Here is a 23,989-nt window from a genome sequence, read left to right as displayed (position 1 = left end):
TGCACCAAGTGAGCAGTCCGACGGTCAGTCCGCCCGGAGTCATGGACGAAAACCACCTGCTGTACGAGGTGCGGAACAGGGTGCTCTGGCTGTCGACGACCATGATCCACCATGCGAACCGGGTCCGCCCGAACGAGTCCGGCGTGAAGGTGGGCGGGCACCAGGCGTCATCGGCCTCGATGGTGTCGATCATGACGACGCTGTGGTTCCGGCATCTGCGTCCGGAGGACCGGGTGTCGGTCAAGCCGCATGCCTCGCCGGTGTTGCACGCGATCAACCACCTGTTGGGTGAGCTCGACTCGGCCTACCTGACCAGGCTGCGCGACTTCGGGGGACTCCAGAGCTACCCGAGCAGAACGAAGGACCCGGATCCCGTCGACTACTCGACCGGCTCGGTCGGCATCGGGGCCACGGCCCCGATCTGGGGCGCTCTCTCCCGCCGGTACGTGGACGGCCTGACCGGAGGGGCAGGTACCGGGCGCCAGTACTCGCTGCTCGGTGACGCGGAACTGGACGAGGGCGCGGTATGGGAGGCCGTGCTCGATCCGGCGGTCGCCCAACTCGGCGAACTCGTATGGGTAGTCGACCTGAACCGCCAGTCGCTGGACCGGGTCGTGCCGGACATCGCGGCCGACAAGCTGCGGGGCATGTTCACCGCCGCCGGCTGGCAGGTGATCACCCTCAAGTACGGTCGGCTGCTCCAGGAACTCTTCAGCCGTCCGGGGGGCGACGAGCTGCGGCACCGCATCGACACGATGCCGAACCCCGAGTACCAGCGACTTCTGCGCTGCGAAGCATCCGAGCTGCGTCAGCGGCTGCCCGGCACCGGGCCGGGCGCCGGGCGGATCGCCGACCTGGCAGCCCAGTTGGCCGACGAGGAGCTGCTCGCCGCGATCGCCGATCTGGCCGGTCACGACCTGGACGCGCTGGACGAGGCGTTCTCCACGATCGACGACTCCCGCCCGACGGTGATCTTCGCCTACACCATCAAGGGACATGGCCTGGCGACCAAGGGGCATCCGCAGAACCACTCGGCCCTGCTCACCGACGAGCAGATGCGCGACATGGCCGTACGGGTCGGTGCCGATCCGGCCGATCCCTGGCGGCCCTTCTCCGACGGCAGCCCCGCACAAACGCTGTGCCTGCGCACCGCGCGGCGCCTGCACCGGCAGAACAGCCCTCGGCTTGCCCCGCCGGACCTGCCGGTGGACATGGGCCGGACCCCGTCCGGGGTGGCGACGACGCAGGCCGCGATCGGGCGGGCCCTGCTCGACCTGGCCCGGGAAGCACCCGAAGCGGCCAGGCGAGTCGTGACGGTCAGCCCGGACGTCTCGTCCTCCACGAACCTGGGCGGCTGGGTGAACAAGGTCGGCGTGTGGTCGGCGACCGAACGCCCCAACTGGTTCGCCGACGACCGCGAGACCATCCTCCACTGGCGTGAAAAGCCCACAGGGCAACACATCGAGCTGGGCATCGCCGAGGTCAACCTGGTCGGGCTGCTCGGCGAACTGGGCGCCACCTGGAGCCGGTGGGGTCAGCCCCTCCTGCCGATCGGGGTGCTCTACGACCCTTTCGTGGAACGCGCCCTGGAGCCCTGGTCGTACGGCATCTACGCGGGCGGGCAGTCGATCCTGATCGGCACCCCGTCCGGGATCTCGCTCGCCCCCGAAGGAGGAGCGCACCAATCGATCAAGACGCCGTCCATCGGCCTCGAACAACCCGGCTGTGTCAGCTACGAGCCGGCCTTCGTCCTCGACACGGAGTGGACCCTGCTGGCCGCCCTGGCGAAACTCGGCAGGCCCGACGGCTGCTCGGCCTATCTACGGACCTCCACCCGGCCGGTCGACCAGTCACTCGCCGCCATGCCCGCGGATCCCGCGGCCCGCGAGCGACGGCGTCGCCAGGTGGTGGCCGGCGCCTACCTGCTGCGTCGGACCGAGGCGCCGGCCCTGAGCATCGCGGCCATGGGCGCCCTCGTGCCGGAAGCCCTGGCCGCCGCCGAGCGCTTGGAGCAGGCCGGCATCGCCGCGGACGTGATCTGTGTGACCAGCCCCGATCTGCTGTATCGGGCCGTTCGGGCACGGCAGGGGCATGAGGCGGCGGAGTCATGGATCCTCGACCAGGTCTTCCCTGCGGATCGCGCCACACCGCTGGTCACCGTCCTGGACGGGCACCCACACACCCTCACGTTCCTGGCCACCGTCAACCGGGTGCCGACCACAGCGCTCGGCGTGACCCGGTTCGGGCAGTCCGGCTCCCTTGAGGACGTCTACCGCCACCATGGCATCGACGCCGACAGCATCGTCCGTGCGGCGCTCGACCTCACTGGCTGAGCCGGGTGACTGCGGGTTGGGCCTGGACCCGCGAGTCGCGCTCGGCGACGCTGCTTGCGGTCATGGGTGCCTGAGGAACGACTTTGGGTCTGGCCGCGGCAGGCCGTCCATCGCCACGGCCCGCGCCGAAGCCGGCGCACAGATGAGTCTCGCCTAGCAGCAGCCGCCGACTATCCCTCCTTTGTGCCAACCAAAAATCCTCGTCGCACTCGTCACAACAAGGAGGTCTCCCCGCCTACAACCCCGCGATCGCGTTCCACCGCTTCGCGAACTCGGTCCGCTCGTCTGCCCTGATGTCCCGCGCGATGGCGAGCCGCCCCCGCATCGCGGTGTCGGGGAAGATCAGCGGGTCCTCGGCAAGGGCGGCCGTCTCCTCGTCCTTCGAGGAGGCGAGGATGTCCTGGGCGGCCGGGACGGGGCAGACGTAGTTGACCCAGGCGGCCAGCTCGGCGGCGACCTCGGGCTCGTAGTAGTAGTCGATCAGCCGCTCGGCGTTGGTCTTGTGGGCGGCCAGGTTCGGGATCATCAGCGACTCCGCCCACAGTTCGGCGCCCTCCTCGGGGACGACGAAGCGGATGTCCGGGTTGTCGGCCTGGAGCTGGATCACGTCGCCGGAGTACGCCTGGCAGGCCAGTACGTCACCGCTGACCAGGTCCTTGGTGTAGTCGTTGCCGGTGAAGCGGCGGATCCGGCCGCTGTGGACGTACTTCTCGACCTGGTCGCACACCTGATGGAAGTCGTCCGCCGTCCACTTCGTGATGTCGACGCCATTGCCCTGCATCAGCAGCGCGAACGCCTCGTCGAGCCCGGACAGCAGGGTGACCCGCCCCTTGAGATCGCTCGCCCACAGATCGGAGACGTGCCGGATCTCCCGGCCCAGCCGGCGGCGGTCGTACGCGATTCCCGTGATCCCCGACTGCCACGGCACGGTGAACTTGCGGCCGGGGTCGAAGGCGGGCGACCTCAGCTGCGGGTCCAGGTACTTCGTCACGTTCGGCTGTACGGCGCGGTCCATCTCCTGCACCCAGCCGAGCGTCACGAACCGCGCGCACATCCAGTCGCTGATGACGATCAGATCGCGGCCGGTCCGCTGATGGTTCATCAGCGCGGGGCTGATCTTGCCGAAGAACTCGTCGTTGTCGTTGATCTCCTCGACATAGTCGACGGCGATCCCCGTGCCCTTCTCGAACGCCTCCAGCGTGGGCCGCTTCGTCTCGTCCTCGTCGTCGTCGGTGTCGATGTACAGCGGCCAGTTCGCCCAGGTCAGCCGCTTGTCGCTGGCGGACAGATCGGCAGCGGCCCGCTCACCGGGCTTGACGTACGCGGCGGGCACACCGCACCCGGCGAGCCCCCCGAGCGCGGCGGTGCCGCCCAGCGTGCGCAGCAGGGAGCGACGGGAGAGCGAGGACCTCTTCGGTGTCGGGGGCATTGGCGCAGCATGCTCCTCCCGACTGTGCCGGGACAATGGACGCTGCGTCGAGCCTGATCAGCCGGACCCGACACCTTGTCGCTCCCTTTGTACGTTCGTGACGTACGGCGCCGGTATCGGAGCGGGCAGCGTCACCTCCACGGTCAGCCCGCCCTGGGGACGCGTCCGGGCCAGCACCCGGCCGCCGTGCGCGGCGACCACCGCCGCCACGATCGACATACCGAGGCCCAGTCCGTCCCGTCTGCGCACCCGCTCCGGCCCCAACCGCCGGAACGGCTGGAAAAGCCCCGCCGCCTGGTCGGCCGGGATCACCGGACCGCTGTTCTCGATCCGCAGCCCCGGCCTCCCCGATCCATCCACGCCCGTCGACACACTCACCCAGCCGCCCTCACCCGGCGGGAGGTTGTGCCGTACGGCGTTGTCGGTGAGGTTGACCACCAGCCGCTCGATCAGCTGCGGATCGCCGAACACCGGCGCCGGGTCGAGCCGCGCCTCGACCCGGGGCCCGGTATCCGGCAGCCGCTCCCGCACGATCGCCGTCAGATCCACGAACTCCCGCCGTTCCAGGCCCTGTTGACTTCGAGCCAGGGTCAGCAGCGCATCGATCAGCCGCTCCTGTTCCTGACCCGCCGCCCGGGACCTGAGCAGCGCGGCCCGCAGGGTGTCCACCGACGCGTCGGGATCGGCGAGGGCGACGTCCACGATGGCCTGCTGGAGCGTGAGCGGGGTGCGCAGCTCGTGCGAGGCGTTGGCGACGAACTGCCGCTGCGCCTCGAACGCGCCCTCCAGCCGGGCGAGTACGTCGTCGATGGTGTCCGCCATCGCCTTCAGCTCGTCGTCGGGTCCGGGCACCGCGAGCCGCTCATGCAGATTGTCGGCGGAGATACGGCGGGCGGCCGCGGTCATGGTGCGCAGCGGCGCCAGCACCCGCCCCGCCATCAGCCACCCGAGCGCCACCGACACCACGGTCATCACCGCCAGCGCCACGACCGACTCGATGAGCAGCTGGTGCAGTTGCTCGGAGCGCAGCACCGAGAGCCGTTGTTCGACGAACGACGCGATGGCCGGTGCACCGTCGCTGCCCTTGACCACCCGCGAGTCGCCGCCGGTGAGGGACGGCTCGCTGTTCGCGACGAGGAGGTAGGTGAAGGCCAACAGCACGGCCCCGGCGATCGCGAACAGGGCGCTGTAGAGGAGGGTGAGCCGCCAGCGGACGCTGTGCGGTCCCCGGACACGCAGGACCCGGGGCCTCACAGCCGGTACCCCGCCCGCTCGACCGTCTCGATCAGCGCCGGCTCCCCCAGCTTGCGCCGCAGTCGGCTCATCGTCACCTTCACGGTCTGGCTGAAGGGGTCGGCGGCCTCGTCCCAGGCCCGTTCGAGGAGTTCCTCGGCGGAGACGACGCCACCCCCGGCGGCCATGAGAAGTTCGAGTACGGCGAACTCCTTGGGGCTGAGGGGCAGTCCCGCCCCGTCCCGGGTGGCGACCCTGCGGGCCGGGTCGAGCCGCAGCTCCCCGTGGACCAGCACCGGCGGCAGCGCGGGCTGCGCACGGCGCCCCAACGCCCGTATCCGAGCGACGAGTTCGGTGAACGCGAAGGGCTTCGGCAGATAGTCGTCGGCGCCGAGACCCAGCCCCGCGACCCGGTCGGCCACCGTCCCCGACGCCGTCAGCATCAGCACCCGCGCCCGGCTGCCGCCCTCGGCGAGCGTCCGGCACACCTGGTCCCCGTGGACGCCGGGCAGATCGCGGTCCAGTACGACGACGTCGTAGCCGTTGACCTCGACCCGCTCCAGCGCCGTCGGTCCGTCGAAGGCCAGGTCGACGGCCATCCCCTCCCGGCGCAGGCCCGCGGCGACCGTCTCGGCGAGTTCTTCGTGGTCCTCGACCACCAGCACACGCATGCGGTCAGTGTGGCCGCGCGGGGGTTACACCGCGATAAGGGCGGCCGTTCCCGTGCCGTAACCGGGTGGGCGGTTGCCTGGACGCCGTAAGCACTCACGGCACCGACTGGAGGACCACATGCCCGTACTGGCGCCCCGGCCACGGCGACTCGCCCTGGCCCTGGCCGCGATCACGGCCGTCACCCTCGGCACGGTCAGCGCGTCGACGGCCGCCGCATCCGACTCGACGGACGTCCCGCCCCGCGCGCGACCGGGCATCGCGATGGGATACGAGCCGACCGAGAACGCCCCGGACGACGTCAACGAGGCCAACGACGACTTCGCCGCCTGTATGCGCGCCCAAGGCCAGACCGTCTTCCCCGACTTCCACGCGGAGAAGAACGAGGACGGCGGGATCGGCCTCCGCGTACAGATGAAGGTCGACAAGGGCGACGAGGCGGACCTGCGGAGCAAGGCGTACCGCAAAGCCATCAAGAAGTGCGCCCCGATCCTGAAGGAGGTGGGCATCACGATCCCGTCGGCCCCGGACGGGGTACGCCCGCCGGACCTGCCTGAACTCCCAGGCCGCCCGGACAAGGACGAACTGCCCTCACTGACCACCAGCAGGGCCTGAGACCACCGCGGAGGGGGGAAGGAAGCGGCCCCGGACGGCACTTGCAACGTCCGGGGCCGCAACGCCCTCAGGGGCGCGGGGAACTGCGCGACCAGCCACAGCGGACCCGCAGCCGAAATCCGCCCCCTCAGCGAAGCGTCACCCGTCCAGGGACGTCATCACGTGCTTGATCCGCGTGTAGTCATCGAACCCGTACGCCGAAAGGTCCTTGCCGTACCCGGACTTCTTGAACCCACCGTGCGGCATCTCGGCGACCAGCGGAATATGCGTGTTGATCCACACACACCCGAAGTCGAGCGCCTTCGACAGCCGCATCGCACGCGCGTGATCCTTCGTCCACACGGACGACGCGAGCGCGTACTCGACACCGTTCGCCCACTCGACGGCCTGCGCCTCGTCGGCGAAGGACTGAACGGTGATGACCGGCCCGAAGACCTCCTTCTGGATGATCTCGTCGTCCTGCTTGACCCCGGAGACGACGGTCGGCGCGAAGAAGTACCCCTTGTCGCCGACCCGCTTGCCACCGGCCTCCACGCGCGCGTGCGCCGGCAGCCGCTCGATGAACCCGCTCACCTGCTCCAGCTGGTTGGGGTTGTTGAGCGGCCCGTACAGCACATCCTCGTCATCCGGCTGGCCCGTCTTCGTGTCGGCGGCGGCCTTCGCGAGCGCGGTGACGAACTCGTCGTGGATCGCCTCGTGGACGAGGACGCGGCAGGCCGCCGTACAGTCCTGCCCGGCGTTGAAGAAGCCCGCGACCGAGATGTCCTCGACGGCCTTGGCGATGTCGGTGTCGTCGAAGACGACGACCGGCGCCTTGCCGCCCAGCTCCAGGTGGACCCGCTTGAGGTCCTTGGACGCGGACTCGGCGACCGACATGCCCGCCCGCACCGAGCCGGTGATGGACGCCATGGCCGGGGTCGGGTGCTCGACCATCAGGCGGCCGGTGTCACGGTCGCCGGCGATGACGTTGAAGACGCCCTTGGGCAGGATCCCGCCCATGATCTCGGCCATCAGGACGGTGGAGGCCGGGGTGGTGTCCGACGGCTTCAGCACGACCGTGTTGCCGGCCGCGATCGCCGGGGCGAACTTCCACACGGCCATCATCATCGGGTAGTTCCACGGCGCGACCTGCGCGCAGACGCCGACCGGCTCACGGCGGACGATCGAGGTCAGCCCCTCCATGTACTCACCGGCGGAGCGGCCCTCCAGCATCCGCGCCGCACCGGCGAAGAACCGGATCTGGTCGACCATCGGCGGGATCTCCTCGGACCGCGTGAGCCCGATCGGCTTGCCGGTGTTCTCCACCTCGGCCGCGATGAGGTCCTCGGCGCGCTCCTCGAACGCGTCCGCGATCTTCAGGAGGGCCTTCTGCCGCTCGGACGGGGTGGTGTCGCGCCAGGCCGGGAAGGCCGCGGCGGCGGCCGCCATCGCGCTATCGACATCCGCCTGCCCGGACAGCGGCGCGGTCGCGTACGCCTCGCCCGTCGCGGGGTTGACCACCTCGGTGGTCCGTCCGTCGGCGGCGTCCCGGAACTCACCGGCGATGTAATTCCGTAGTGTGCGCAGCCCACGCAGCTCGGTGCTCACTGCCGGCCTCCTGTGTCGGGTCGAACTGTCCATTGACTGAGACACCCACCCTAATCCGCGCGCCGACGTTTTCAACACCCCCGATCGCGCCATTCCTGCGAAATCCGCAAGTCTCGGCCACGTAAACAACGAATTTCATCGCTCCGGCCTTGCGGAACTGTCGAGACGTCGTGCACAGTGAGGCCGTGGCCAGTCGAAGCGCAGATCAGCGGAACGGCAATCCCCAGCTGGATGCCGTCTCCCTCGCCATCATCGAACAGCTCCAGGAGGACGGCCGCCGGCCGTACGCCGCCATCGGCAAGGCCGTCGGCCTCTCCGAGGCGGCCGTGCGGCAGCGCGTCCAGAAGCTGCTCGACCAGGGCGTGATGCAGATCGTCGCCGTCACGGACCCGCTCACCGTGGGCTTCCGGCGGCAGGCGATGGTCGGCATCCATGTCGAGGGCGACGTGGAGTCCGTGGCCGACGCACTGACCGCCATGTCCGAATGCGAGTACGTGGTGATGACAGCAGGCTCCTTCGACCTGATGGTGGAAGTCGTCTGCGAGGACGACGACCACTTGCTGGACGTCATCAACAAACGCATCCGGGCCATCCCCGGAGTGCGCTCCACCGAGAGCTTCGTCTATCTGAAGCTCAAGAAGCAGACCTACATGTGGGGAACCCGATAACCGTGAGGACCCGATAACCGTGAGCACCAAGGACCTCAGCCAGACCGCGTACGACCACCTGTGGATGCACTTCACCCGCATGTCCTCGTACGAGAACTCCCCCGTCCCGACCATCGTCCGGGGCGAGGGCACCTACATCTACGACGACAAGGGCAAGCGTTACCTCGACGGTCTCGCGGGTCTGTTCGTGGTCCAGGCCGGTCACGGCCGCACGGAACTCGCCGAGGCCGCCTTCAAGCAGGCGCAGGATCTGGCGTTCTTCCCGGTGTGGTCCTACGCCCACCCGAAGGCCGTCGAGCTCGCGGAGCGCCTGGCGCAGCACGCGCCCGGCGACCTGAACAAGGTCTTCTTCACCACCGGTGGCGGCGAGGCGGTCGAGACCGCCTGGAAGCTCGCCAAGCAGTACTTCAAGCTCACCGGCAAGCCCACCAAGTACAAGGTGATCTCCCGCGCGGTCGCCTACCACGGCACCCCGCAGGGCGCCCTGTCCATCACGGGCCTCCCGGCCCTGAAGGCCCCGTTCGAGCCCCTCGTCCCGGGCGCGCACAAGGTCCCGAACACCAACATCTACCGCGCCCCGCTCTTCGGTGACGACCCCGAGGCCTTCGGCCGCTGGGCCGCCGACCAGATCGAGCAGCAGATCCTCTTCGAGGGCCCGGAGACGGTCGCGGCCGTCTTCCTGGAGCCGGTGCAGAACGCGGGCGGCTGCTTCCCGCCCCCGCCCGGCTACTTCCAGCGCGTCCGCGAGATCTGCGACCAGTACGACGTACTGCTGGTCTCGGACGAGGTCATCTGCGCCTTCGGCCGGCTGGGCACGACGTTCGCCTGCGACAAGTTCGACTACGTCCCGGACATGATCACCTGTGCCAAGGGCATGACCTCGGGCTACTCCCCGATCGGCGCCTGCATCATCTCCGACCGGCTGGCCGAGCCGTTCTACAAGGGCGACAACACCTTCCTGCACGGCTACACCTTCGGCGGCCACCCGGTGTCGGCCGCGGTGGGCCTCGCCAACCTCGACCTCTTCGAGCGCGAAGGCCTCAACCAGCACGTCCTCGACAACGAGGGCGCCTTCCGCGCGACCCTGGAGAAGCTGTACGACCTGCCGATCGTCGGCGACGTACGCGGCAACGGCTTCTTCTACGGCATCGAACTCGTCAAGGACAAGGCCACCAGGGAGTCCTTCAACGACGAGGAGACCGAGCGCGTCCTGTACGGCTTCCTCTCCAAGGCGCTCTACGACAACGGCCTGTACTGCCGTGCCGACGACCGCGGCGACCCGGTCGTCCAGCTCGCCCCGCCGCTGATCTCCAACCAGGAGACCTTCGACGAGATCGAGCAGATCCTGCGCGCGACGCTCACGGAGGCGTGGACCAAGCTGTAGCTTCCAACGGCCCGGTGGCCCGGGTGCACCCGAACGAGTGGCATGGGTGCACCCGGGCCGCGTGCTGTCCGGCGTTCCTGCCCCGGATCCCTAGCGTGCCTTGTAGCCGATCGGCCCTGCCGTCGTTCCCCCGCAAGGGGGAACGGCACCGGGAACTACGGATCTGAACGAGGTGTACGCCCATGGTGGCCCCGCCGGACAACGACGTGCTCTGGGCACGCTCCCTGCACTTTCGGCACGAGGACGGCTCGCCCGCGCTCGGCGGCGTCTCGCTCCACGTCCAGGAGGGCGAGATCGTCGCGGTCAACGGCCCCCGCGGGAGCGGCAAGACCACGCTGCTGAGATGTCTGTCCGGCCTGGTACGACCGCTGCGCGGCGAGGTCTGGTTCAACAGCGTGCCGGTGCACACCATGGGCCCCGTCCCCCGCGAACGGCTGCGCCGCGACCGCTTCGCCTGGATCGACCCGGCCCCGCTCCTCGTCCCCGAACTCAACGCCTGGGAGAACGCCGCCCTGCCCCTGATGCTCCGCGGCACCAGCCGCCGTCGCGCCAAGGTGGCGGCGATGGAGTGGCTGGAGCGCCTGGACATCGGGGACCGCGCCCGCAAGCGCCCGCACGAACTGGTCCAGGCGGAACGCCAGCGCGTCTCGATCGCCAGGGCACTGGCCCCGACCCCCACGGTCCTGTTCGCGGACGAGCCGACGGCCCCTCTTCACCGCGCCGACCGCGGCCACATCCTGCGCACGCTCACCACGGCGGCACGCTCGCACGGCATCACGGTGATCCTGGCGACACACGACGCGGAAACGGCGGCGGTCGCGGACCGCACGCTCTCCCTCCTGGACGGCCGGCGCGTGACCACCGTGCATCTGCCCCCGGTCACCGAGTCGGAAGGCCGGGCCGCGTGCTCGCTCTCCGTCTGACCCGCGTCGGCCGGCCCGCCGTACTGCTGCGCCGTCTCTCGGTGGCCGCGGCCTCGGCAGCGACGGGCTTCCTGCTTCTCTCCGCCCTGGGCCACGCGCTGTCCCACCAGGAGCCTGCCGCGTCGACCCTTCGCCTGGCCTGGTGCGCGGCCCCCCTGGCCACCACCGTCTACTTCGCCGTGGCGGTGGCCCGCACCGACCCGGCGACCAAACCCCGCCCGGGCCTGTCCGCCATCGGCCTCGGCCCCGGCCGCCTGATGGTCGTCTCCGCCGTCACGACCGCTTTCGCCACCACACTCGGCTCCCTGCTCGCCCTCCTGGTCTTCCTCCACCTGCGGGGAGACCTCACCGGCATGCCGTTCGACGGCGCGGCCACGGAGTTCCTGGCGGCGGAACAGCAACTCCCCCTCCCGGCGACCCTGACGCTGCTCGCCCTGGTACCGGCAGCGGCGTCCCTCGCCACGGCCCTGGTACTACGCCCGAAAGACCCGCGCAGGCCCGCGCAGCACGGGGCCCGCAGGAGTTACGGCCGCTTCGGCGCGTACGGATTGGCGGCGGCACGGGAGACGTTCGGAGCGTACGGACGATTCGGCACGCACATGGGACGAAAGTCCGCGGACAATCGTGAGGCCGCGGGCAGCACGACCGACCTCTCTGCGGCAACCCCGGACACCCCACCGGCCGACGTCCACGAACCCGACCCCCACCTCGAACTCCCGGCCCCTCGCGAAGCGCCCCGCGGTCTCCCCTGGGGCATCACCGTCCTCACCGCAGGCCTCACCGTGGAGGCCTACGCGAGCCGCACCGCGGACACCACATCCCCCGGCACGCTCGCCGGCTGGGCCCTCACCGCCCTGGGGCTCACCCTCGCCTCCCCCGGCCTGACCCACCTCTGCGGCCGCCTCCTCCAGTCCCTCCACCCCGGCGCTCTCCGCCTCCTCGCGGGCCGCATCCTCATGGAGGAGTCCGCCCGCATCGGCCGCCCCCTGGGCGTCGCCTGCGCGGTCGCCTCGGCGGCGTACACGTCGGCTCTCGTCCACGACACCGACGTCCAACCCCTCGGCTCCCTCACCACCCTCGGCACACTGGTGGTCGTCGGCTGCGCGGCGGCCACCCTCCTCACCGCCGCCGTAGAGGCGAAGCAGGCCCGTGCCGACACCACCGCCGCCCTCGTGCGCCTCGGTGCCCCCGCCGCCATGCTCCGCAGCGCCGCCGCCCTCCGCGCCGGCGCCCTGCTGGCCCTGTTCGGCCCGCTCACCCTGATCGTCGCCGAGCTGGCGGCCCTGCCGATGGCCCACTGAACCTCGTACGAGAAGACGTACGAAAAAGGTCTCCGCACGGCGATGAGTTCCGCGCCATCCTCGGGTCTACCAAACGCAACGACACGAACCCGATGGGAGAGACCTCGATGTACCAGCAGATGATCTTCGTGAACCTGCCCGTGAACGACCTCGACGCGTCGAAGAAGTTCTTCACGGAGCTGGGTTACTCGATCAACGCACAGTTCACCGACGAGAACGCGGCATCGGTCGTGATCAGCGACACCATCGTCGCGATGATGCTCACCAAGCCGTTCTACTCGACCTTCACGAACAAGGAGATCGCGGACGCCACGAAGACCAACGAGGTGGCGATCTGCCTGAGCGCCGAGAGCCGCGAGAAGGTCGACGAACTGGTCGAGAAGGCGGTCGCCGCGGGCGGCACGGCATCGGAGCAGGTCCAGGACCACGGCTTCATGTACGGCCGCGGCTTCGACGACCTCGACGGCCACCACTGGGAGGTCGTGTGGATGGACCCGTCGGCGATAGAAGGCTGACCTAGGGGCAACGCCCTAAAGGGGCGCGGGGCTGTATCTATATGCGGCTCCGCCGCGTGGGCGCGACCAGCCACAACGGACCCGCAGCCGAAAGACCACCCTTCCCGCCCAGCCCCTAGCATAGACTCGTGCACTCGACCCCCGCCCAGCCGTTCGACGGCTCCCACGACCGTGAGATCGAGTCCCTCGCCGAGTTCGACGAGGTGATCGCAGCGGTCGGCTCACTCGCCCATCACCGTGTCCAGGCCGTCGACCTGACGGACCGTACGGACGTCCTGCTGACCGTGGACGCCACGGGCTCCGTCTTCCTCGGCTGCCCGATGGACCCCGGGGCCGCCGCCCATGTGCGCGTCTCCGGGGCCCTGGTCTTCCCGCCGGTCCCGGGTCTCCCCTTCGACCCGTACCGCGGCTTCGTCTACTCGCCCGACGAGCTGTTCGCCGCCCTCGACGAGGGCTATGAGGCGACCCCGGACGCCCGCGCGTACACCTGGTTCCAGCAGACCAAGTCGGACGGCGACATCTTCTCCTCCATGCTGCGCTCGATCCACGACGACGCCGTCTCGGACGCCCTCGACGAACTCCTCGTCGGCGCCCGGGTGGTCGGCGTCATGGGCGGGCACGCCATGGCGCGCGGCACGGAGGAGTACGGCGATGCCGCCCGCCTCGGCCGTGAGCTGGCCCGGGCCGGTTTCACGGTCGCCACCGGCGGCGGGCCGGGTGCCATGGAGGCGGCGAACCTGGGTGCGTACGCGGCGCCGTACGGCGACGGCATGCTCACCGAGGCGCTCCAACTCCTCGCCAAATCCCCGAAGTTCGTCCCGTCGATCACCGACTGGGCGCGCGCCGCGTTCGAGGTCCGTGAGCGCTGGCCTCAGGGCGGCCCTTCGGTCGGCATCCCGACCTGGTTCTACGGCCACGAGCCGCCGAACGCGTTCGCCGCGCACATAGCCAAGTACTTCGCCAACGCCACCCGCGAGGACGGCCTGCTGGCCCGCTCCACCGCGGGCGTCGTCTTCCTGCCGGGGGCCGCCGGCACCGTACAGGAGATATTCGACAACGCGACGCCGAACTACTACGAGTCGCGGGGCGAGCCCACACCCATGGTCCTGGTGAACCGGGCGCACTGGACGGAAAAGTTGCCGACCTGGCCGCTGCTCCAGGCGCTCGCCCGGGACCGTTCGATGGAGGCCCGAATTGCCCTGGTCGACCGAATCGAGGAGGCTCCGGCTGCGTTGAAACGCGTCGGCGGTTAATAAGAGGGCAAAGCCAAGGCCTTCGCTGTGCATATGCGTTGACAGTGCTTACGCGGCACTTATAGACCTGTGAGACTCCTGGGAATGTTGGTGTCCCATCAACACCCCCTCAGCCCCCCGCATTTGCGCTTTTTGTGAAGGACAAACGTGGCAGTCCTGCCCCTTTCCCGCCGTACCGTCGCACGCTCCGTGCGCATCCTCGGTGTCGCCTCCGCCTCGGCCGCGCTTGCGCTCGGTGCCGCCGGCAACGCCCTCGCCTGCAACATCAATGAGTTCTCGGCCGCCGCCAAGTGCGACGGCGACAAGGGTGTCATCAGCGTCACCGACGTGGACCCCGCCGGTGTGCCGGCGACCGTCACCGTGTACCTGCAGAACAACGGCGCCGACCTCAAGAAGGTCGGCGAGCAGGTGGTCAAGGGCTCACGCGAGGGCGTGACCATCACCTTCGAGGAGAACTGGAAGCCGAGCGCCGAGTACCGCATCCACGTCAACGCCGCGCCCTACGTGGACGAGGACATCAAGCCCAACCTGGTGACCCCGGCCACGGCCTGCAAGAAGGAGGAGAACCCGACCCCGCCGGCCACCCCGACGCCGTCGGAGACCCCCTCCACCCCGGCCGAGTCCGACACGCCCACCCCGACCCCGTCGGCCTCGGAGAGCGACAGCACCCCGCCCGCGGACACCGCGAGCAGCGCCCCGTCCCCCGCGGCCGGTGACTCCAACCTCGCCGAGACCGGCGCCAACTCCAACACCGGCATCATCGCCGGTATCGCGGCAGCGCTGGTCGCCCTGGGTGGCGGCGCCGTCTACTTCGGCTTCCGCCGTCGTGGGGCCAACAGCACCCGCTGACGCCTCAGGCACCACCGTTGTGGCCCGTCCCGCTCTCGGGGCGGGCCACACACATGTCAGTCGAACGTCGCCCGCTCCAGCCAGAACTCCAGCAGCTCCCGCTCGCCGAGGACCTCCAACCGCGGGCTGTCCAGCGGCAGTCGGCGGTAGAAGGCGAGCAGTACGTCGGTCAGCCGGCCGCGCAGGGCGACGGTCGCCTTCTCATGGCCCCGGCGCCAGGTGACGCCCTCCTCGCCGAGCTCAATAACCCACTCGGCGTTCACCTCGGGCGTGGTGTCGGTGGCGTGCAGATGGATGCTGCGTCCGGGGCCGCGCAGCTCCGTCGCCGCGTCGTGCGGCATCGTCCGCTGCACGAACTCGATGATCTCCAGCCACTCGTCGATCGCGTCGGCCGCCACCTCCGGCGCGACGTCGTAGGGCAGTCCGGCGGCGAGGGTGGCGTCGGCGCGGTGGACGGTGAGTTCGTGCGTCATCCGGCGCGCCCAGAATCCGGAGGTGTGGATCCCGGCCCACGCCCACACCTTCGTGTCAGGACCGGCCTCGCGCAGCGCGGCGAGGACCATCTCGCCGGTCTCGGCGAGCCAGGCGTCCAGCGCGGCGGGGTCGCCCTTGGCCTCGGGGCCGTGGGCCAGCTCCACCTTGTCCTCGGGGATCTCCTCCTGCGCCCGCGTCCGCACCAGCAGCTCGACCCAGCGCAAGGCACCGCCCATGTGCCGTACGAGATACTCCAGCGACCAGTCCGGACAGGTCGGCACCATGGCGGACAGGTCGGCACCGGATGCCACCACCGCCCTCAACCGGCCCACCTGGTCGGCGATTTCGTCGCAGTAGCGGTCATGTGCGAGTCGCGTCATGCCCCTGACCCTAGAGGGGCCCGGTCAGTCGAGCACGACGATTTCGGCCGCGTCGAACTCCACCCCGACCGCGTCCCCGGCGTCCGGCGCGTCCCGCAGCGCACACGCAGCTTCGAGGCGCGGTGCGTCCTCCGGCTGAAGGTGTACGGCGACATGGGTGCCCTTGAAGGTGCGTGCGGTCACCGTGCAGCGCAGGCCCGTGTCGGTGGACACCAGCCGCACACCGGCGGGCCGTACGAGCAGCGTCCGCGTCCCCTGTGCGGCGCCCTCACCCACCGGCAGCTTCCCCCACGGCGTGTCCGCGGCCTCCCCGACGACCGTCCCCTCGACCACGTTGTCGAAGCCGAGGAAGCGGGCGACGAACTCGTCCGCCGGCCGCTGCCACACCTCAAGGGGCGTACCGGTCTGTGCGATCCGCCCGTCCCGCATCACCACGACCCGGTCGGCGAGCGCGAAGGCCTCGCCCTGGTCGTGCGTGACCGCGAGCACGGTGGTGCCCAACCGGCCGAAGAGTTCCCGGAGTTCGACGACAAGCCGCTCCCGCAGCGACCGGTCGAGCTGGCCGAGCGGCTCGTCCAGCATCAGCAGCCGCGGCCGGGGCGCGAGCGCACGGGCCAGCGCCACCCGCTGCTGCTCCCCGCCGGAGAGGGACGCGACGGCACGGCCGGCGGCACCCGGCAGCCCGACCAGATCGAGCAACTCCCGTACCCGCTCCGCCTGTTCGCCCTTCGAGGCGCCGTGCATCCGCAACCCGAAGGCCACATTGCCGCCCGCGTCGCGCTGCGGGAACAGCTGATGGTCCTGGAACATCAGCCCGACCCCACGCTGGTGCGCGGGCACCCCCGACTGATCGCGCCCGTCGAGCAACACCCGCCCCGAGTCGAGGGGTTGCAGTCCCGCCACCGCACGCAGCAGCGTCGACTTGCCGCTGCCGCTGGGCCCGAGCACGCACACGATCTCGTGCTCGGCGACCCCCAGGCCGACGGCGTCGAGCACGGCCCGACCGCCGAACCGTACGGTCGCCTCGTCGATGCTCAGCAGCATCAGAACTCCCCCGTCCGATCGGTCCGCAGCCGCTCCAGCACCAGCAACGCCACCGCGCACACCACCATCAGAATCGTCGAAAGGGCCATCGCCTGGCCGTAGTTGAGCTCGCCGGCCCGCCCGAGCAGCTTGGCCACCGCGACGGGCAGCGTCGGGTTGTCGGGCCGCGCGATGAACACCGTCGCCCCGAACTCCCCCAGCGACACCGCGAACGCGAACCCGGCCGCGATCAGCAGTGCCCGTCGCACCATCGGCAGATCGACCTCACGCCACACCCGCCAGGGCGACGCACCGAGCACGGCCGCCGCCTCCCTGAGCCGCCCGTCCACGGCTCGCAGCACGGGCAGCATGGTCCGTACGACGAACGGCACACCGACCAGCGCCTGCGCGAGCGGCACCAGGATCCAGGAGGCCCGTAGATCGAGCGGCGGCTCGTCCAGCGCGATCAGAAACCCGAACCCGACCGTCACCGCCGACACCCCGAGCGGCAGCATCAGCAGCGCGTCGAACCCGCGCACGAACCGGCCCGCGTCCCGCCGGGTGAGCGCGGCGGCGGCGAGACCGCCGATCACCACGGCGATGACGGTGGCGACGACGGCGTACTGGAGCGAATTGCCGATCGCCTCGATCGGCGCCACCAGGAACACGCCCCCGTCGGACGATGTAAGCGCCCGGTAGTAGCCGAAGTCGGGCGCGTCGAAGGACCGTTGCACCAGCACGGCCAGCGGCAGCAGCAGAAGTACGACGATGGAGGCGAGGACGCCCGCCAGCAGCGCCCACTGGCCCGTCCCGCGCGGTCGCCGGGCCGTCACCGACGCGTCCACCAGGCGCAGCGCGGTCTCCCGCCGCCGTACGGTCCAGGCGTGCAGGGCGAGGATCGCGCCGACTGCGAGGAACTGGATGATCGTCAGCACCGCGGCCGTGGACAGATCGAAGATCTCCGAGGTCTGCCGGTAGATCTCGACCTCCAGCGTCGAGAACGTCGGTCCGCCGAGGATCTGCACCACGCCGAAGGAGGTGAAGGTGAAGAGGAACACCATCAGCGTCGCTGCTGCCACGGCCGGTGCCAGGGCCGGGAGGGTGACCTGACGCCAGGCGTTCAGCCGTGACGCCCCGAGCATCCGCGCCGCCTCTTCCTGTCGCGGGTCGAGCTGTCCCCAGAGCCCGCCGACCGTCCGTACGACGACCGCGTAGTTGAAGAAGACGTGCGCCAGCAGGATCGCCCAGACGGTCGTGTCAAGCCGTACGCCCCACAGCTCGTCCAGCAGCCCGCCGCGGCCCACGAGCGCCAGGAACGCCGTGCCGACGACGACTGTCGGCAGCACGAAGGGGACGGTGACGATCGCCCGCAGGACCTGCTTGCCCGGGAAGTCGAAGCGGGCGAAGACATAGGCGCCGGGCAGTGCGATGAGCAGGGTGAGCGCGGTGGAGGCGAGTGCCTGCCAGGTGGTGAACCACAGGACGTGCCGGATGTCGGACTGTGCGACCACGTCCCAGATCCGCCCGAAGTGCCAGACGCCGTCGACATGGAGCCCACGCGCGAGGATCGCGGCGACCGGATAGGCGAAGAAGACCGCGAAGAACGCGACGGGCACGGCCATGAGCGCGAGCCGCGCCGCGTACTTCCGGCGGACGGAGGCTGCTTCGGGGGCTACTTCAGTACGAGTGAGGTCCACGACTTGACCCACTGGTCGCGGTTGGCGGCGATCTTCGCCGGGTCCATGGTCTCGGGGTCCGCGGCCTGCGGACCGTACTTCGTGAACTCCTCGGGCACCTGGGCGCCTTCACGTACCGGGTAGACGAACATGTTCATCGGCATGTCGTCCTGGAACGTCTTGGTGAGCATGAAGTCGAGGAGCGCCTTGCCGCCCTCGGTGTTCTGCGCGTTGCTCAGCAGCCCCGCGTACTCGACCTGCCGGAAGCAGGTGCCGGTCGCGACGCCGGTCGGTGCGGTCGTCGGCTTCGGGTCCGCGTAGATGACCTCGGCGGGCGGCGAGGAGGCGTACGAGACGACGAGCGGCCGGTCGGCCTTTGCCTTCTTGCCGCCGGCGGAACCGGAGAACTCCTCGTTGTAGGCCTGCTCCCAGCCGTCGACGACCTTGACGCCGTTGGCCTTCAGCTTCTTCCAGTAGTCCTCCCAGCCGTCGTCGCCGTACTCGGCTGCGCTGCCGAGCAGGAAGCCGAGGCCGGGCGAGGAGGTGGAGGCGTTCTCGGTGACGAGCAGATTCTTGTACGCGGGCTTGATCAGGTCGGCGAAGGAGGTGGGCGGGGTCAGCTTGTGCTTGCTGAAGTACGCCTTGTCGTAGTTGACGCAGATGTCGCCGGTGTCGACGGGCGTGACGCGGTGCTTGTCCTCGTCGACCCGGTACTCGGGCTTGATCAGGTCGGCGTCCTTCGCCTCGTACGACTGGAAGAGGCCGTTGTCGAGGGCCCGCGAGAGCAGGGTGTTGTCGACGCCGAAGAAGACGTCGCCCTGCGGGTTGTCCTTCGTCAGGATCGCCTTGTTGACTGCCTGCCCGGCGTCACCGTCCTCCAGGACCTTGACCTGGTAGCCGGACTCCTTCTCGAAATCGGCGATGACGCTCTTCGAGACGGCCCATGAGTCGTGGCTGACGAGCGTGACGGTCTTGGAGTCGCCGCCGGAGTCGGACGGCCCGGACGACGATCCGCACGCGGACAGCGTGACGAGGCCCAGCCCGATGGCCATGACTATGTACTTGTTCGTGGTTCTCATGAGTGAAGACCGAACTTCCTACCCAGAATGACCTGGGCGAGGTTCAGAGGGTCTGCGGCCCACCGGAATTACGGCGGCCGCACTCTCAGCGCTGTGGCGCTCCCCTGTCGGAAAATGAGTCGGATATGAAGTTGTACTGACGTCGATCAGACTACCTCTCGGTGGCCGCCAGCTGACCACACGCCCCGTCGATCTCCTGACCTCGGGTGTCCCGGACGGTCACCGGCACGCCGTGGGCGGCGATGGCCTCGACGAACGCCTTCTCGTCCTCGGGCCGGGACGCGGTCCACTTCGAGCCCGGCGTCGGGTTCAGCGGGATCAGATTCACATGCACCGGCTTGCCCCTGAGCAGCCGCCCGAGCCGGTCACCGCGCCACGCCTGGTCGTTGATGTCCCGGATCAGCGCGTACTCGATGGACAGCCGGCGCCCGGACCTGGCCGCGTACTCCCACCCGGCGTCGAGGACCTCGCGCACCTTCCACCGGGTGTTGACCGGTACGAGGGTGTCGCGCAGCTCGTCGTCCGGCGCGTGCAGCGAGATCGCGAGCCGGCACTTGAAGCCCTCGTCGGAGAACCGGTGAATCGCCGGCACCAGCCCGACGGTCGAGACGGTGATCCCACGCTGCGACAGCCCCAGCCCGTCCGGCTCGGGATCGGTGAGCGCACGAATGGCACCCACGACCCGCTTGTAGTTGGCGAGCGGCTCGCCCATACCCATGAAGACGATGTTGGAGAGCCGCGACGGCCCCCCGGGAATCTCGCCGTCCCGCAGCGCCCGCATCCCGTCCACGATCTGGTGCACGATCTCGGCGGTGGACAGATTCCGGTCGAGACCCGCCTGCCCCGTGGCGCAGAACGGGCAGTTCATACCGCAGCCCGCCTGCGAGCTGATGCACATCGTCACCCGGTCCGGGTACCGCATCAGCACCGACTCCACGAGCGTCCCGTCGAACAGCCGCCACAGCGTCTTGCGCGTGGTCTCCTGGTCCGTCGACAGATGCCGCACGACCGTCATCAGCTCCGGAAGCAGCGCCTCCTGGAGCTTGCCGCGCGCGGCGGCCGGGATGTCGGTCCACTGAGCCGGGTCGTGCGCATACCGCGCGAAGTAGTGCTGCGAAAGCTGCTTGGCGCGAAACGGCTTCTCCCCGATCTCGGCAACAGCCTCTTTGCGCTCGGCAGGCGAGAGATCGGCAAGGTGCCGCGGCGGCTTCTTGGCTCCGCGGGGGGCGACGAAAGTGAGTTCTCCGGGCTTAGGCATAGCTCAACCAGTGTCGCAGATCGTTCGCGTGCCCCCGGACGGGCTACGGGGTGGGGTGTTCCAGTTGTTCCTTGAGGTGCAGTTCGTTGCGCGGGAGTTCCTTGCGGACCTGGGGGCGGACGACGAGGGGCAGGAGGACCTTGCCGATGCCGTGCCCTTCGAAGTCGAGCGCCATGGTCACGCGGGAGCGGCGCCCCTCGTCGAGCGGGGCGATCTCACCGTGGACATGTCCCCTGATGGGTCCGTCGATGCCCTGCATGCCCCAGGTGCGGGGTGGGTCGAACTCGGTGACCTCCATGGTCATCGGCATGTCCCTGCTGCCCACGTGCCGGGTGACCCGGACGTGGGAGCCGACGCCCATAGGGCCCTCTTCGAGCTGCTCCGCTGCGACCGCGCTCTCCTGCCATTCCGGCAGATGGGAGGGGTCGATGACATACGCCCAGACCTCTTCGGGACTGCGATCCACGACGATCGTTTCTCGGAAGCCTGACATGGTGCCCCCTTTCAGGGCGGCCCCTTGGAGAGTTCCGGAGTGACCCTCTTTGAGGGCTTATACGGGAATCCTCCCACCGGGCGGACCGGCACGCCAAGGACAAGAGCCCTCGCCCCGTGACCAGGGCGAGGGCTCCAGCGACTCCGGGTACCGTCAAGCCGAACCGACGAACAGCACCATCAGCAGCCACACCACCGGGGCGGTCGGCAGCAGTGAGTCCAGCCGGTCCATGATGCCGCCGTGTCCGGGAAGCAGCGTGCCCATGTCCTTGATGCCCAGGTCCCGCTTGATCATGGACTCGCCGAGGTCGCCGAGCGTGGCGCTGGCCGCGACCGCGAGGCCCAGCAGTAGGCCCTGCCACCAGGACCCGTCGTCGATCAGGAACTGCATGCACAGCGCGCCCGCCGCCATCGCGAAGGTGACCGCGCCGAGCAGGCCCTCGCGGGTCTTGCCGGGGCTGATGCGCGGGGCGAGCTTGTGTTTGCCGAAGCGCCAGCCGACGGCGTACGCGCCCGTGTCGCTGACGACGGCCAGCAGCAGGAAGGTGAGAACCCGCCGTGCCCCGTCGTCCGCGGTGAGCATCATGGCGACGAAGGTGGCGAGGAACGGGATGTAGAAGGCCGCGAAGACGCCGGCCGTGACGTCCTTGAGGTAGCCCTCGGGCGGTTCCGTCATCCGCCAGACCAGCACCGCCAGCGCGGTGAGCGCCATCGCCACCCAGGCGCCCTCGGCACCGCGGACGTAACCGGCGACGACCATCCCCGCACCGCCGACCGCCAGCGGCACGAGCGGCGCCTTGATGCTCTTGCGCTCCTGAAGCCGGGACGTCAGCTCCCAGAGGCCCACCACGACGGCGACCGCGATCACGCCGACGAACACGGCCTTGACGACGAACAACGACGCGATGATCACCGCACCGAGCCCGACCCCGACCCCTATGGCCGCACCCAGGTCCCTGCCCGCGCTCTTCTTCTGCGGTGCGGGCGCCGGCTGCGGGGCGTCGGGCATGGGCTCCGGATTCTGCTGCGCCGTCCCGTAGGGCGTCCCGTTGGGCATCCCGTAGGGCGACGTCTGCGGCGTATCGTCGCGGAACAAGGGGCCGCCCAGCCGAGCGGCCCCCCGCTCGTCATCCTGGTCTCCGCCATACGCGGGCATGTCGGGCACGATGGGCATGGGGCGAGTCTGCTGCGCGTTGTGCGCATCGTACGCGGGACCCGCCGGGGCAGCCCCTTGGACAGGCCCGCTGTCGGACGGCCCCCAGTACCCGGCTTGTGGCGGCGCCCCCCAGGAAGAGTCGTTCATCAGACCTCGAGCAGCTCCGCTTCCTTGTGCTTGAGGAGTTCGTCCACCTGGGCCACGTACTTGTGGGTGGAGTCGTCGAGCTCCTTCTCCGCACGGCGGCCCTCGTCCTCGCCGACCTCGCCGTCCTTGATCATCTTGTCGATGGCGTCCTTGGCCTTGCGGCGGACGGAGCGGATGGACACCCGCGAGTCCTCGGCCTTGCTCTTGGCGACCTTGATGTAGTCGCGACGGCGCTCCTCGGTGAGCTCCGGGAACACCACTCGGATGATGTTGCCGTCGTTGCTCGGGTTGACGCCCAGATCGGAGTCGCGGATCGCCTGCTCGATGTTGCGCAGCGCGGTCTTGTCGAACGGCGTCACGACCGCCATACGCGGCTCCGGCACGGAGAACGAGGCCAGCTGGTTGATCGGCGTCGGCGCGCCGTAGTAGTCGGCCACGATCTTGTTGAACATCGCCGGGTGCGCACGGCCGGTGCGGATCGCGGCGAAGTCCTCCTTGGCGACCACGACGGCCTTCTCCATCTTCTCCTCGGCCTCGAGGAGGGTCTCTTCGATCACCACTTGCTCCTGCGTGTCTTGAGTAGGCCCGGCTGCGGTTCCTTGCGGGGGGCGGCGGCCGGCTGCGTCGCGTCTTCCTTCTGCACGTTTCCCGACCGGCAGAACATTGTCCATCCCCCGGTCAGGGTCATCAGCCCTGGCTGCCTTGGTCACCCACAAGCGTGCCGATCTTCTCACCCTTGACGGCGCGCGCGATATTGCCCTCCGCCAGAAGCTCGAAGACCAGGATCGGGAGCTTGTTGTCGCGGCACAGCGTGATGGCGGTCATGTCGGCGACCTTGAGGTCGCGGGTGATGACCTCGCCGTAGCCGAGGGAGTCGAAGCGCACGGCGTCCGGGTTGGTCTTCGGGTCGGAGTCGTAGACCCCGTCGACGCCGTTCTTGCCCATCAGCAGGGCCTCGGCGTCGATCTCCAGGGCGCGCTGGGCGGCGGTGGTGTCGGTGGAGAAGTACGGCATGCCCATACCGGCGCCGAAGATCACCACACGGCCCTTCTCCAGGTGCCGCACGGCGCGCAGCGGGATGTACGGCTCGGCGACCTGCCCCATGGTGATGGCGGTCTGCACCCGGCTGTCGATGCCCTCCTTCTCCAGGAAGTCCTGGAGGGCGAGGCAGTTCATCACGGTGCCGAGCATGCCCATGTAGTCGGAGCGGGCCCGGTCCATGCCGCGCTGCTGGAGTTCGGCGCCACGGAAGAAGTTGCCGCCGCCGATGACGACCGCGATCTGCGCCCCGTCGCGCACGACGGCCGCGACCTCGCGGGCGATCTTGTGCACCACGTCAGGGTCGACGCCCAGGCCCCCGCCGCCGGAGAACGCCTCTCCGGACAGCTTCAGCATGAACCGGCCGCGTACTTTGCCGTCGTCGCTCTTCTGGGGCTTGGTGGTCATGGAAATTTCGCCTCTTAACGTGTCGCACATACGAAGAAGGCCATTGCCGATGGGGTGGGTGCTCCCATGTGCGGCAATGGCCTCCTCGTCAGATCTGCT

The 23,989-nt window shown here is 69.5% G+C and carries 22 protein-coding genes and 1 riboswitch; of the genes, 9 read left to right on the top strand and 13 right to left on the bottom strand.

The genetic code is table 11. The features are described 5' to 3' along the window. The first annotated feature begins 41 nt into the window (after nucleotides 1–41). Nucleotides 42–2,333: a pyruvate dehydrogenase gene (locus KCH87_RS23240; RefSeq protein WP_210588158.1), complete on the top strand. Its 2,292-nt coding sequence runs from the start codon at nucleotides 42–44 to the stop codon at nucleotides 2,331–2,333. 235 nt (nucleotides 2,334–2,568) lie between these two features. Here KCH87_RS23240 and KCH87_RS23235 read toward each other — a convergent pair whose 3' ends face one another. Genes KCH87_RS23235 through KCH87_RS23225 form a run of 3 tightly spaced genes read right to left on the bottom strand, consistent with a single transcriptional unit; the run spans nucleotide 2,569 to nucleotide 5,666 of the window. Next, a complete protein-coding gene (locus tag KCH87_RS23235) occupies nucleotides 2,569–3,762 on the bottom strand; it encodes a spermidine/putrescine ABC transporter substrate-binding protein (RefSeq protein WP_210588136.1) in 1,194 nt (397 codons plus the stop codon). 57 nt (nucleotides 3,763–3,819) lie between these two features. After that, complete coding sequence (locus tag KCH87_RS23230) at nucleotides 3,820–5,016, bottom strand: cell wall metabolism sensor histidine kinase WalK (protein WP_210588135.1); 1,197 nt, start codon at nucleotides 5,014–5,016, stop codon at nucleotides 3,820–3,822. Beyond that, nucleotides 5,013–5,666 (bottom strand): response regulator transcription factor, encoded by a 654-nt coding sequence (locus KCH87_RS23225; RefSeq protein ID WP_210588134.1) that lies wholly within the window; start codon nucleotides 5,664–5,666, stop codon nucleotides 5,013–5,015. Before KCH87_RS23225 ends, KCH87_RS23230 begins: the two co-directional genes overlap by 4 nt. Before the next feature lie 118 nt (nucleotides 5,667–5,784). Here KCH87_RS23225 and KCH87_RS23220 point away from each other — a divergent pair, with 118 nt between their 5' ends. Further along, a complete protein-coding gene (locus KCH87_RS23220) occupies nucleotides 5,785–6,279 on the top strand; it encodes a hypothetical protein (RefSeq protein WP_210588133.1) in 495 nt (164 codons plus the stop codon). Nucleotides 6,280–6,417: 138 nt separating this feature from the next. Here the strand turns inward: KCH87_RS23220 and KCH87_RS23215 are convergent, their stop codons facing one another. Then, nucleotides 6,418–7,866, bottom strand: a complete 1,449-nt coding sequence (locus KCH87_RS23215; RefSeq protein WP_210588132.1) for a gamma-aminobutyraldehyde dehydrogenase — start codon at nucleotides 7,864–7,866, stop codon at nucleotides 6,418–6,420. Nucleotides 7,867–8,036: 170 nt separating this feature from the next. Between KCH87_RS23215 and KCH87_RS23210 the strand changes: the two genes are divergently transcribed. The 7 genes from KCH87_RS23210 (at nucleotide 8,037) to KCH87_RS23180 (ending at nucleotide 14,759) form a co-directional block, all read left to right on the top strand. Beyond that, nucleotides 8,037–8,534: an Lrp/AsnC family transcriptional regulator gene (locus KCH87_RS23210; RefSeq protein WP_210588131.1), complete on the top strand. Its 498-nt coding sequence runs from the start codon at nucleotides 8,037–8,039 to the stop codon at nucleotides 8,532–8,534. 19 nt (nucleotides 8,535–8,553) lie between these two features. Next, nucleotides 8,554–9,918 carry an aspartate aminotransferase family protein gene (locus KCH87_RS23205; RefSeq protein WP_210588130.1) on the top strand — a complete coding sequence of 455 codons (1,365 nt, stop codon included), beginning with the start codon at nucleotides 8,554–8,556 and terminating at the stop codon, nucleotides 9,916–9,918. 182 nt (nucleotides 9,919–10,100) lie between these two features. After that, complete coding sequence (locus tag KCH87_RS23200) at nucleotides 10,101–10,841, top strand: ABC transporter ATP-binding protein (protein WP_210588129.1); 741 nt, start codon at nucleotides 10,101–10,103, stop codon at nucleotides 10,839–10,841. Next, the gene (locus tag KCH87_RS23195) at nucleotides 10,823–12,142 is read left to right on the top strand and encodes a hypothetical protein (protein WP_210588128.1); all 1,320 of its coding nucleotides are present in this window, start codon (nucleotides 10,823–10,825) and stop codon (nucleotides 12,140–12,142) included. The genes KCH87_RS23200 and KCH87_RS23195 overlap by 19 nt, the downstream gene beginning before the upstream one ends. A gap of 107 nt (nucleotides 12,143–12,249) precedes the next feature. Further along, nucleotides 12,250–12,657 carry a VOC family protein gene (locus tag KCH87_RS23190; RefSeq protein WP_210588157.1) on the top strand — a complete coding sequence of 136 codons (408 nt, stop codon included), beginning with the start codon at nucleotides 12,250–12,252 and terminating at the stop codon, nucleotides 12,655–12,657. A 128-nt stretch (nucleotides 12,658–12,785) separates the two neighbouring features. Then, nucleotides 12,786–13,910, top strand: a complete 1,125-nt coding sequence (locus KCH87_RS23185; RefSeq protein WP_210588127.1) for an LOG family protein — start codon at nucleotides 12,786–12,788, stop codon at nucleotides 13,908–13,910. 147 nt (nucleotides 13,911–14,057) lie between these two features. Beyond that, entirely contained in the window at nucleotides 14,058–14,759 is a 702-nt protein-coding gene (locus tag KCH87_RS23180) for an LAETG motif-containing sortase-dependent surface protein (protein ID WP_210588126.1), read from the top strand. Between the two features lie 56 nt (nucleotides 14,760–14,815). Here KCH87_RS23180 and KCH87_RS23175 read toward each other — a convergent pair whose 3' ends face one another. From KCH87_RS23175 to pyrH, 9 genes are all read right to left on the bottom strand, one after another. Beyond that, a complete protein-coding gene (locus tag KCH87_RS23175; RefSeq protein WP_210588125.1) occupies nucleotides 14,816–15,613 on the bottom strand; it encodes a maleylpyruvate isomerase family mycothiol-dependent enzyme in 798 nt (265 codons plus the stop codon). A 24-nt stretch (nucleotides 15,614–15,637) separates the two neighbouring features. Next, on the bottom strand, nucleotides 15,638–16,657 hold the full coding sequence (locus tag KCH87_RS23170) for an ABC transporter ATP-binding protein (RefSeq protein WP_210588124.1): 1,020 nt from the start codon (nucleotides 16,655–16,657) through the stop codon (nucleotides 15,638–15,640). Continuing rightward, the gene (locus KCH87_RS23165; protein ID WP_210588123.1) at nucleotides 16,657–18,333 is read right to left on the bottom strand and encodes an iron ABC transporter permease; all 1,677 of its coding nucleotides are present in this window, start codon (nucleotides 18,331–18,333) and stop codon (nucleotides 16,657–16,659) included. The genes KCH87_RS23170 and KCH87_RS23165 overlap by 1 nt, the downstream gene beginning before the upstream one ends. Beyond that, the gene (locus tag KCH87_RS23160; RefSeq protein ID WP_210588122.1) at nucleotides 18,309–19,391 is read right to left on the bottom strand and encodes a thiamine ABC transporter substrate binding subunit; all 1,083 of its coding nucleotides are present in this window, start codon (nucleotides 19,389–19,391) and stop codon (nucleotides 18,309–18,311) included. The genes KCH87_RS23165 and KCH87_RS23160 overlap by 25 nt, the downstream gene beginning before the upstream one ends. Next, nucleotides 19,389–19,507, bottom strand: a riboswitch (TPP riboswitch). (Overlaps the previous gene by 3 nt.) A 35-nt stretch (nucleotides 19,508–19,542) precedes the next feature. Further along, on the bottom strand, nucleotides 19,543–20,649 hold the full coding sequence (rlmN, locus tag KCH87_RS23155; protein ID WP_210588121.1) for a 23S rRNA (adenine(2503)-C(2))-methyltransferase RlmN: 1,107 nt from the start codon (nucleotides 20,647–20,649) through the stop codon (nucleotides 19,543–19,545). Between the two features lie 43 nt (nucleotides 20,650–20,692). Beyond that, nucleotides 20,693–21,142 (bottom strand): SRPBCC family protein, encoded by a 450-nt coding sequence (locus KCH87_RS23150; RefSeq protein ID WP_210588120.1) that lies wholly within the window; start codon nucleotides 21,140–21,142, stop codon nucleotides 20,693–20,695. A gap of 153 nt (nucleotides 21,143–21,295) precedes the next feature. Next, nucleotides 21,296–22,444 (bottom strand): phosphatidate cytidylyltransferase, encoded by a 1,149-nt coding sequence (locus KCH87_RS23145; RefSeq protein ID WP_210588119.1) that lies wholly within the window; start codon nucleotides 22,442–22,444, stop codon nucleotides 21,296–21,298. Further along, complete coding sequence (frr, locus tag KCH87_RS23140) at nucleotides 22,444–23,001, bottom strand: ribosome recycling factor (protein ID WP_210588118.1); 558 nt, start codon at nucleotides 22,999–23,001, stop codon at nucleotides 22,444–22,446. Before frr ends, KCH87_RS23145 begins: the two co-directional genes overlap by 1 nt. 130 nt (nucleotides 23,002–23,131) lie before the next feature. Then, nucleotides 23,132–23,890 carry a UMP kinase gene (gene pyrH, locus KCH87_RS23135; RefSeq protein WP_210588117.1) on the bottom strand — a complete coding sequence of 253 codons (759 nt, stop codon included), beginning with the start codon at nucleotides 23,888–23,890 and terminating at the stop codon, nucleotides 23,132–23,134. Nucleotides 23,891–23,989 lie beyond the last annotated feature (99 nt).

Origin of the sequence: Streptomyces sp. GESEQ-35, assembly GCF_017948485.1 — a bacterium.
In the GTDB taxonomy this organism is placed as follows: Bacteria; Actinomycetota; Actinomycetes; order Streptomycetales; family Streptomycetaceae; genus Streptomyces.
This window is presented reverse-complemented; position numbering and strand designations above follow the sequence as displayed.